Raw genomic sequence first — 7783 nt, 5'->3', positions numbered from 1 at the left:
CCCGCGACACCGACCACCCCGACCACCGGCCCTGCCGCGCTCGCGGTCGTGCTCCTGCCCGTGCCTCCGGCCGTTTCCTCCGCCGTCCTCCCGGCCGCCCTCCATTTCGTGTACCCGGTCGGGCCGGTGGCCGGGTGCACGGCCGGGAGGGGCGTCGGGCGGCAACGTCGCGGCAGGTACGGCCAGCAGCACGGTGATCGCGCCCACCGCGGCGACCTCGGCGCGCCAGCCCGTGGTCAGCCCGCCAAGGGCGCCGGCCAGTGCCAGCCCCGACGGGATGCACAACCCCCACAGCGCCAGCGCCGTCTGCCGGGACCGGCCCTCCAGCAGGCGGGCCAGCAGCCCGGGGCCCGTGATCATGACGAGGGCGTAACCGGCGGCCTGGACGGCCCGTGACACGAACAACGCCGTCGGACCGCCCGCGAGCGTCGCCGCCAGGCCCGCCACCCCCAGAGCCGCCAGACCGGCCACGAAGAACCCGCGCAGCCGACGACGATCAACCCACAACCCGAGCGGCAGACAGGTGAGCCCGGCGACCAGCGTGATGGCCGAGGACAGCAGGCCCGCGGCGGTGAGCGACAGCTGGAACTCCGCGCCCACAGAGGTCAGGAAGGGGACGAACTCCCCCAAGGCCATGCTGGCCGCCGCGCCTGCCGCCACCACGGTGACGACCGTACGAATGCTCATCGGGCACGCACCTCCCACAGGTAGGGAGACGCGACCGGCGAGCCGGCCCGATCCTCAAGCCCGGTCGGGCGACGTCTCGACGAGGATCCTCAGGCCCGACATCGTATCCCGGGGCGCCGTCCGCCCGCCCCTACCGGTGTGACGCTTCGATCAGCCGCCGGTGTGACTCCAGCAGGCCCTTGGGGAGGTCGTCGGGGGCGCACCAGCGGGCTTCCAGGATCTCCATCGGGTTCAGGCGCATCGTGCCGCCGCCGGCGTACCCGGCCGCGTACGCGACCTCGACCCTGAGCTGGAACCCGCTCCTGAGCTGCACCATCTTTCCGACGCGCACCTCAAGCCCGGTCTCCTCCCTGACCTCGCGGGCGACCGTCTGCTCGAAGGTCTCGCCGCGCTGCGCGCCGCCCGTCGGCAGCCCCCACTGCTGGTCCTCGGCCCAGAAGCGGTGCCGCAGCAGCAGGACGTTGCCGTCAGGGTCGCGGACGACACCGGTCACACCGACCATGAACTTGTCCTGCGAGAGGTAGAGCAGCCGCCACTTCACCGGCCCGCGAAGTCCGTGCCAGAGCCGCGCCAACAGCCTCTTCACCGACGTCCTCCGCCATCCGTTGCCCCTGACGGGGAAGCGTACCGGTCGTGCGGGGCGGGGCCGCCGGGCGCCGGGCAGCCGTCGGCGGACTTCGCGCCCGCGTGCCGCCGCCTGTAACCCAGGAGGGGTACCCCCGTAGGGTTCATGTCCGCCATGGCGGGAAGCAGGAAGGGGTCCTTGCGTTGGGAATACCATAGGGGGGTATAGTGTTTTTCGAGCGACGCCACTGAAGGGAGACCGGCGATGCCCGGATACAGCGGTAACAAGCAGGAGCACGCGCTGAGGCTGCGCCGTGTCGAGGGTCAGATCCGGGGCCTGCAGCGCATGGTCGAAGACGGCAAATACTGCATCGACATCCTGACCCAGGTGTCGGCGGCGACCAGCGCGCTGAAGTCGTTCTCCCTGTCGCTGCTCGAAGAGCACCTGGCCCACTGCGTGGCCGAGGCCACGCAGAAGGGCGGCCCCGAGGCCGAGGCCAAGGTCAAGGAGGCCGCGGAGGCCATCGCCCGACTTGTCCGTTCGTGAGTGAAGGAGAGATCGTTATGAGCACTGTCACCTACACCGTCAAGGGGATGACCTGCGGACACTGCGTGAGTTCGGTCAAGGAGGAGGTCGGCGAGGTTCCCGGCGTCACCGCCGTCGAGGTGGACCTGGCGTCAGGGCGGCTGACGGTCGGCACCGACGGCCCTGTCGACGCGGCGAAGATCGTCGCAGCAGTCGAGGGCGCCGGATACGGTGTGGCGGATATGTCATGAACACGCCGGCCAAGATCGGTTCGTACGTCCTGGGGCTCGCCGTCGTCTTCGGCGGCGCCCTGGGCGCGGGCAAGGTCGTCGGCCCGGCCGCGAGCAGCGCCACCAGCGCGCCACCTGCGGCCGGCGACCACAGCGCCATGGCGGCCCCCACCGCACGTGCGAAGCACGACGAGCACGTCACCCAGCAGACAGCCGACAATACCCCCGGGGGGCTCCAAGTGTCGGAGAACGGCTACACCCTCACCCCGCTCACCACAAAGATCAGACCCGGTGAGCCCGCCGACTTCCGCTTCACCGTGACGGGCCCCGACGGCCGTCCGGTCACGGGCTACAAGGTCCAGCACGACAAGAAGATGCACTTCATCGTCGTGTCCCGTGACCTGTCGACCTTCCAGCACGTGCATCCGGAGATGGCCGCCGACGGCACCTGGTCGGTGGAGGTCACGTTCCCCAAGGCGGGCGCCTACCGCGCCTTCGCCGACTTCGCCCCCACCGGCGGCGACGCCCTCACCCTGGGGACCGACCTGTCCGTGGCGGGCGACTACGAGCCCGAGGCGCTGCCGCCGGTCACCCGCGCCTCCACCGTCGACGGCTACACCGTCACCCTTGACGGGGACCTGAATCCCGGCCGGTCGAGCGAGCTCACCCTCAGGGTCAGCAAGGACGGCGAGCCGGTCACCGACCTGCAGCCCTACCTCGGCGCCTACGGCCACCTGGTGGCCCTGCGCGCCAACGACCTGGCCTACCTGCACGTGCATCCCGACGGCGAGCCCGGCGACGGCAAGACCGCGGCGGGGCCGGACATCGTCTTCTACGCCGAGGTGCCGAGCGACGGCGACTACCGTCTGTTCCTGGACTTCAAGCATGACGGCAAGGTCCGTACGGCCGACTTCACGCTCGGCGGCGGCGAGCAGGCGGCCAAGCCCCGGCAGACTCCGGCCACCACGTCCGGCGGGCACGACGACGACGGCCACGGCCACTGAACGCGAGAGGAGAACGGTGATGTCCACGCTCACCGATGACCGGCACCAGGCGGTCGAGCTCTCGATCGGCGGCATGACCTGCGCATCGTGCGCCAACCGGATCGAGCGCAAACTCAACAAGCTCGACGGCGTGACCGCGACGGTCAACTACGCCACCGAGAAGGCGAACGTCACCTTCCCGGCCGGCGTCGACCCCCGAAACCTCGTCACCGAGGTGGAGAAGGCCGGCTACACCGCCGAGCTGCCCGCGCCGCCCCAGGCGGACGCGGCCGGGCAGGAGCCGCGGGACGAGCTGCGGCCGCTGCGCGACCGGCTGATCACCGCCGTGGTCCTGGCCGTGCCGGTGATCGCGATGGCCATGGTCCCGCCGCTGCAGTTCACGAACTGGCAGTGGTTGTCGCTGACGCTGGCGGCGCCGGTCGTGGTGTACGCGGGGTGGCCGTTCCACAAGGCCGCCTGGACCAACCTGCGCCACGGCGCGGCCACCATGGACACGCTGGTCTCGATCGGTACGCTGGCCGCGCTCGGCTGGTCGTTGTGGGCGTTGTTCTTCGGCACGGCGGGCATGCCCGGCATGACCCATCCGTTCGAGTTCACGATCGAGCGCACCGACGGGTCGGGCAACATCTATCTCGAAGCGGCGGCGGGGGTCACCGCGTTCATCCTGGCCGGGCGCTATTTCGAGGCCCGTTCCAAGCGGCGGGCGGGCGCGGCGCTGCGGGCCCTGCTCGACCTCGGCGCCAAGGACGTCGCGGTGTTGCGCGACGGCGCTGAGCTGCGCATCCCCGCCGACCGGCTGCAGGTGGGCGACACGTTCGTGGTCCGGCCCGGCGAGAAGATCGCCACGGACGGCGTGGTGGTGGAGGGTGCCTCGGCGGTCGACGCCTCCATGCTGACGGGCGAGTCCGTGCCCGTGGACGTACGCGTGGGCGACGCCGTCACCGGCGCCACCGTGAACGCGGGCGGCAGGCTCGTCGTCCGCGCCACCCGGGTGGGCGGCGAGACGCGGCTGGCCCAGATGGCCAAGCTGGTGGAGGAGGCGCAGACCGGCAAGGCGCAGGTGCAGCGGCTGGCCGATCGCATCTCCGGCGTGTTCGTGCCGATCGTGATCGCGCTGGCGATCGGGACGCTCGGGTTCTGGCTGGGCACGGGCGGCGGCGTGGGGGCGGCGTTCACCGCGGCGGTCGCGGTGCTGATCATCGCCTGCCCGTGCGCGCTCGGCCTGGCCACGCCGACGGCCCTGCTGGTCGGCACCGGCAGGGGCGCCCAGCTCGGCATCCTGATCAAGGGCCCTGAGGCGCTGGAGTCGACGCACGGGATCGACACCGTCGTGCTCGACAAGACGGGCACGGTCACCGAGGGCCGGATGACCCTCAGCGACGTGCACGTCGCCGAGGGGGAGAGCGAGGCCGAGGTGCTGCGCCTGGCCGGGGCGCTGGAACACGCCTCCGAGCACCCCATCGCGCGGGCCGTGGCCGCGGGCGCCGCCGAGCGCGTCGGAGAGCTGCCCGCGCCCGAGGACTTCGCGAACGTCGAAGGGCTCGGCGTGCAGGGCGTCGTCGACGGGCACGCGGTCCTGGTCGGCAGGCCGCGGTTGCTGGCGGAGTGGTCGCAGCACCTGCCCGCGGAGCTGGAGCGGCTTCTGCACACCGCCCAGGCCGGCGGCCGCACGGCCGTCGCGGTCGGCTGGGACGGCAAGGCCAGGGCGGTGCTCGTCGTGGCCGACGCCGTCAAGCCGACGAGCGAGGAGGCCGTGCGGCAGCTGGCCGCGCTGGGGCTCACGCCGGTGCTGCTGACCGGCGACAACGAGCAGGCGGCCAAGGCGGTCGCCGCCGAGGTGGGCATCGACGAGGTGATCGCCGAGGTGCTGCCCGCCGACAAGGTCGACGTGGTCAAGCGGCTGCAGGCCGAGGGCAGGGTCGTGGCCATGGTGGGCGACGGGGTCAACGACGCCGCCGCGCTCGCCCAGGCCGATCTGGGGCTGGCGATGGGCACGGGCGCCGACGCCGCCATCGAGGCCTCCGACCTCACCCTGGTCAGAGGCGACCTGCGGGTCGCGGCTGACGCGATCAGGTTGTCCCGCAGGACGCTGAGGACGATCAAGAGCAACCTGTTCTGGGCCTTCGCCTACAACGTCGCGGCTCTCCCGCTGGCCGCGCTCGGCCTGCTCAACCCTATGATCGCCGGAGCGGCGATGGCGTTCTCCAGCGTGTTCGTGGTGAGCAACAGCCTGCGGTTGCGGCGCTTCCGCTAGCACGGCCGGTCCTGGCGGCCCCGAGCGCACCGGCTCGGGGCCGCCCGGCCGGTCGTGCTCACGCGGATCATGATCCAGTGCCCCGGGCTCACCCCCGACCGCGCACCTGGCCGCCTCGTGGCGGGCCGGACGGGTATACGCTTCCAACATGACCCCGCAGGACCTCGCCACCCTCGTGCACCTGCGGCGGGCCCGGGATCTGATCGACCGTGAATACACCCGCCCGCTCGACGTGCCGACGCTGGCCCGCCACGCGCTCATGTCGCCGGCGCACTTCTCACGGCAGTTCCGGGCCGCCTACGGCGAGACGCCGTACAACTACCTCATGACCCGTCGCATCGAACGCGCGATGGCGCTGCTGCGCGCGGGGGTCAGCGTGACCGACGCGTGCATGGCGGTCGGCTGCACCTCGCTCGGCTCGTTCAGCTCCCGCTTCGCCCAGCTGACGGGGGAGACGCCGAGCGCCTACCGCGCCAGGGAGCACACGGCCGTGACGGCGATGCCCCCGTGCGTGGCGAAGGTGCACACCCGGCCGACGAAGGACGCACCGAGCAGGATCGAAGAAGCGGGCGGCGACGCCGCTGCCTAGCGTTGTCCGCATGACCATCTCACTGCAGAGCTGCCACATCACCGTCCACGACGTCGACGAAGCGCTCGCCTTCTACCGCGACGCGCTCGGCCTCGATGTGCGCAACGACGTCCCCTCCGGCGAGGGCCGCTGGGTCACCCTCGGCACCCCGGGCGTGCCCGCCCCCGAATACGTGCTCTCCACACCGCATTCCGGCCGGCCGAAGGCCGACGGCGACGCCCTCCAGGACCTGCTCGCCAAGGGCGCCCTGCCGATGATCATCTTCAGCGCCGACGACCTCGACGCGACCTTCGAACGGGTGCGCGCGTCGGGCGCCGAAGTGCTGCAGGAGCCCATCGACCAGCCCTGGGGGCCGCGTGACTGCGCGTTCCGCGACCCCTCGGGCACCATGGTGCGCATCACCCAGGCCCCGAAGGCGTAGCCGTACACCCGGATGAGTGATCTGCTCCTTCCTGGGCAGCCGACATCGTATGAAGACGACGATCATCGGGGTCCTGGCCGGAGCGGCCGTGCTCGCCGGGGGTTGCGGCACCGCGTCCCACCAGGGGCACGAGGGGCACGAACTGGCCGCCGGGTCCTCACCGTCCATCGGCACCCCCACGTCCGGCACCGCGTCCCCGAGCGGGCCGGAGACGGGCGGCCTGAAGCGGGCCGCCCAGGTGGCGCTGGCCGCGGTGCCCGGCTCCGTGCTCGTCTCCATCGAGACCGAGGAGAGCGGCAGGCTGTGGGAGGTGCAGGTCGTCGAGAAGGACGGCACCGAACACCGGCTGGACGTGGCGGGCGAGAAGGTCGTCAACGGTCCCGCCACCGAGGACGCTGACGCGGACGACAAGGCCGAGCGCCGGGACCAGGTGGCGGCGGCCAAGCTGGACTACGCCCAGGCGGCCGAGAAGATCCTGGCCACGGTGCCCGAGGGGCGCCTCACGGAGCTCAACCTGGACACCGAGCGGGACAGGACCGTGTGGGAGGCGGACGTGCTCACGCCCGACGGGACCAAGCACAAGGTGGCGGTGGACGCCGCCACGGGCGAGGTCGTGAGGAACGACGGCACCACCACGTGACGCCGGGATCGAGTCCCGTCGGGTATGGGCCTTCAAGACCGTGGTGATGCCCAGTCGGCGTAGCGGATCGTGCCGAGAATCGCGCCGTCGAGGGGGACCAGCGAGCGTTCGTCCAGCTCGCTGCCGAAATAGCGCGCGTGCGGGTCGGTGACCACCTCCCGCCGGTCGCCCGCGGCGGCCAGCGCCTGCCGGAAGAACTCGTCCATCCGGAACTGCTCGGGCCCTGCGACCTCGATCCTGCCGTTCAGCGGCGTCCCCGTGGAGACCCTGGCCAGCGCCGCCGCGACGTCGTCGCCCGCGATGGGCTGGAAGCGTACGGGTGCGATCCGCACCTTGCCGCCGTCGGTGGCCTCGTCGGCGATGCCGCGCACGAACTCGTGGAACTGGGTCGCGTGCACGAGCGAGAACGGGATGCCCGACTTCTCGATCAGCTCCTCCTGGGCGATCTTCGCCCGGAAGTAGCCGTTCTCGGGCATCCGCTCCGTCCCCACGATCGACAGCGCCACGTGGTGGCCGACGCCGGCCGCCGTTTCGGCGGCGAGCAGGTTGCCGGTGGAGGTCTCGAAGAAGCTCAGCACGGCGGCGGGCTCGAACGACGGCGAGTTCGACACGTCGACCACCACCCGCGCGCCCTCCAGCGCCTCGGCCAGCCCTTCGCCGGTGAGGGTGTTGACGCCGGTGTTCGGCGAGGCCGCCACGGCCTCGTGGCCCTGTTCGCCCAGCTTCGTCACGAGCTTCGAGCCGATCAGCCCGGTCCCGCCGATGACCACGATCTTCATGGCACGTCCTTTCAGTTCGCCGGGCCGTCTGTGCCGGCCGGTCGCCAGCTAAGACAGGCGGGCCCTCAAGGGTGTGACAACCATGGCGG

Annotated in this window: 10 protein-coding genes; 7 read left to right on the top strand and 3 right to left on the bottom strand. The window is 71.8% G+C overall.

From position 1 onward, the window contains the following. Positions 1–687 (bottom strand): MFS transporter (locus GUY59_RS33830; RefSeq protein ID WP_161714828.1); only part of this gene is annotated, 687 nt, incomplete at its 3' end. 130 nt (positions 688–817) lie between these two features. Further along, the gene (locus GUY59_RS33825; protein WP_138207109.1) at positions 818–1273 is read right to left on the bottom strand and encodes an NUDIX hydrolase; all 456 of its coding nucleotides are present in this window, start codon (positions 1271–1273) and stop codon (positions 818–820) included. A gap of 243 nt (positions 1274–1516) precedes the next feature. On the opposite strand from GUY59_RS33825, the gene GUY59_RS33820 reads away from it, so the two are divergent. From GUY59_RS33820 to GUY59_RS33790, 7 genes are all read left to right on the top strand, one after another. Beyond that, positions 1517–1798 (top strand): metal-sensitive transcriptional regulator, encoded by a 282-nt coding sequence (locus tag GUY59_RS33820; protein WP_138207107.1) that lies wholly within the window; start codon positions 1517–1519, stop codon positions 1796–1798. Positions 1799–1815: 17 nt separating this feature from the next. Continuing rightward, on the top strand, positions 1816–2028 hold the full coding sequence (locus GUY59_RS33815; RefSeq protein WP_132339946.1) for a heavy-metal-associated domain-containing protein: 213 nt from the start codon (positions 1816–1818) through the stop codon (positions 2026–2028). Then, the gene (locus GUY59_RS33810) at positions 2025–3011 is read left to right on the top strand and encodes a hypothetical protein (protein ID WP_138207105.1); all 987 of its coding nucleotides are present in this window, start codon (positions 2025–2027) and stop codon (positions 3009–3011) included. Before GUY59_RS33815 ends, GUY59_RS33810 begins: the two co-directional genes overlap by 4 nt. Before the next feature lie 19 nt (positions 3012–3030). Further along, entirely contained in the window at positions 3031–5265 is a 2235-nt protein-coding gene (locus GUY59_RS33805) for a heavy metal translocating P-type ATPase (protein ID WP_138207103.1), read from the top strand. 148 nt (positions 5266–5413) lie between these two features. Continuing rightward, on the top strand, positions 5414–5854 hold the full coding sequence (locus GUY59_RS33800; protein WP_132339940.1) for a helix-turn-helix transcriptional regulator: 441 nt from the start codon (positions 5414–5416) through the stop codon (positions 5852–5854). A 10-nt stretch (positions 5855–5864) separates the two neighbouring features. Beyond that, positions 5865–6275, top strand: a complete 411-nt coding sequence (locus GUY59_RS33795; RefSeq protein WP_138207101.1) for a VOC family protein — start codon at positions 5865–5867, stop codon at positions 6273–6275. Between the two features lie 49 nt (positions 6276–6324). Further along, entirely contained in the window at positions 6325–6915 is a 591-nt protein-coding gene (locus GUY59_RS33790; protein WP_138207099.1) for a PepSY domain-containing protein, read from the top strand. A gap of 32 nt (positions 6916–6947) precedes the next feature. On the opposite strand, the gene GUY59_RS33785 is transcribed toward GUY59_RS33790, so the two are convergent. Next, complete coding sequence (locus GUY59_RS33785; protein WP_138207097.1) at positions 6948–7694, bottom strand: SDR family oxidoreductase; 747 nt, start codon at positions 7692–7694, stop codon at positions 6948–6950. Positions 7695–7783 lie beyond the last annotated feature (89 nt).

Origin of the sequence: Nonomuraea sp. K271, assembly GCF_009908215.1 — a bacterium.
GTDB lineage: Bacteria > Actinomycetota > Actinomycetes > Streptosporangiales > Streptosporangiaceae > Nonomuraea > Nonomuraea longispora.
This window is presented reverse-complemented; position numbering and strand designations above follow the sequence as displayed.

Coding starts and splice junctions, on each gene's coding strand:
- GUY59_RS33820 (WP_138207107.1), top strand. CDS start 1,517: ATGCCCGGATACAGCGGTAACAAGCAGGAGCACGCGCTGAGGCTGCGC.
- GUY59_RS33795 (WP_138207101.1), top strand. CDS start 5,865: ATGACCATCTCACTGCAGAGCTGCCACATCACCGTCCACGACGTCGAC.
- GUY59_RS33790 (WP_138207099.1), top strand. CDS start 6,325: ATGAAGACGACGATCATCGGGGTCCTGGCCGGAGCGGCCGTGCTCGCC.
- GUY59_RS33815 (WP_132339946.1), top strand. CDS start 1,816: ATGAGCACTGTCACCTACACCGTCAAGGGGATGACCTGCGGACACTGC.
- GUY59_RS33805 (WP_138207103.1), top strand. CDS start 3,031: ATGTCCACGCTCACCGATGACCGGCACCAGGCGGTCGAGCTCTCGATC.
- GUY59_RS33800 (WP_132339940.1), top strand. CDS start 5,414: ATGACCCCGCAGGACCTCGCCACCCTCGTGCACCTGCGGCGGGCCCGG.
- GUY59_RS33785 (WP_138207097.1), bottom strand. CDS start 7,694: ATGAAGATCGTGGTCATCGGCGGGACCGGGCTGATCGGCTCGAAGCTC.
- GUY59_RS33810 (WP_138207105.1), top strand. CDS start 2,025: ATGAACACGCCGGCCAAGATCGGTTCGTACGTCCTGGGGCTCGCCGTC.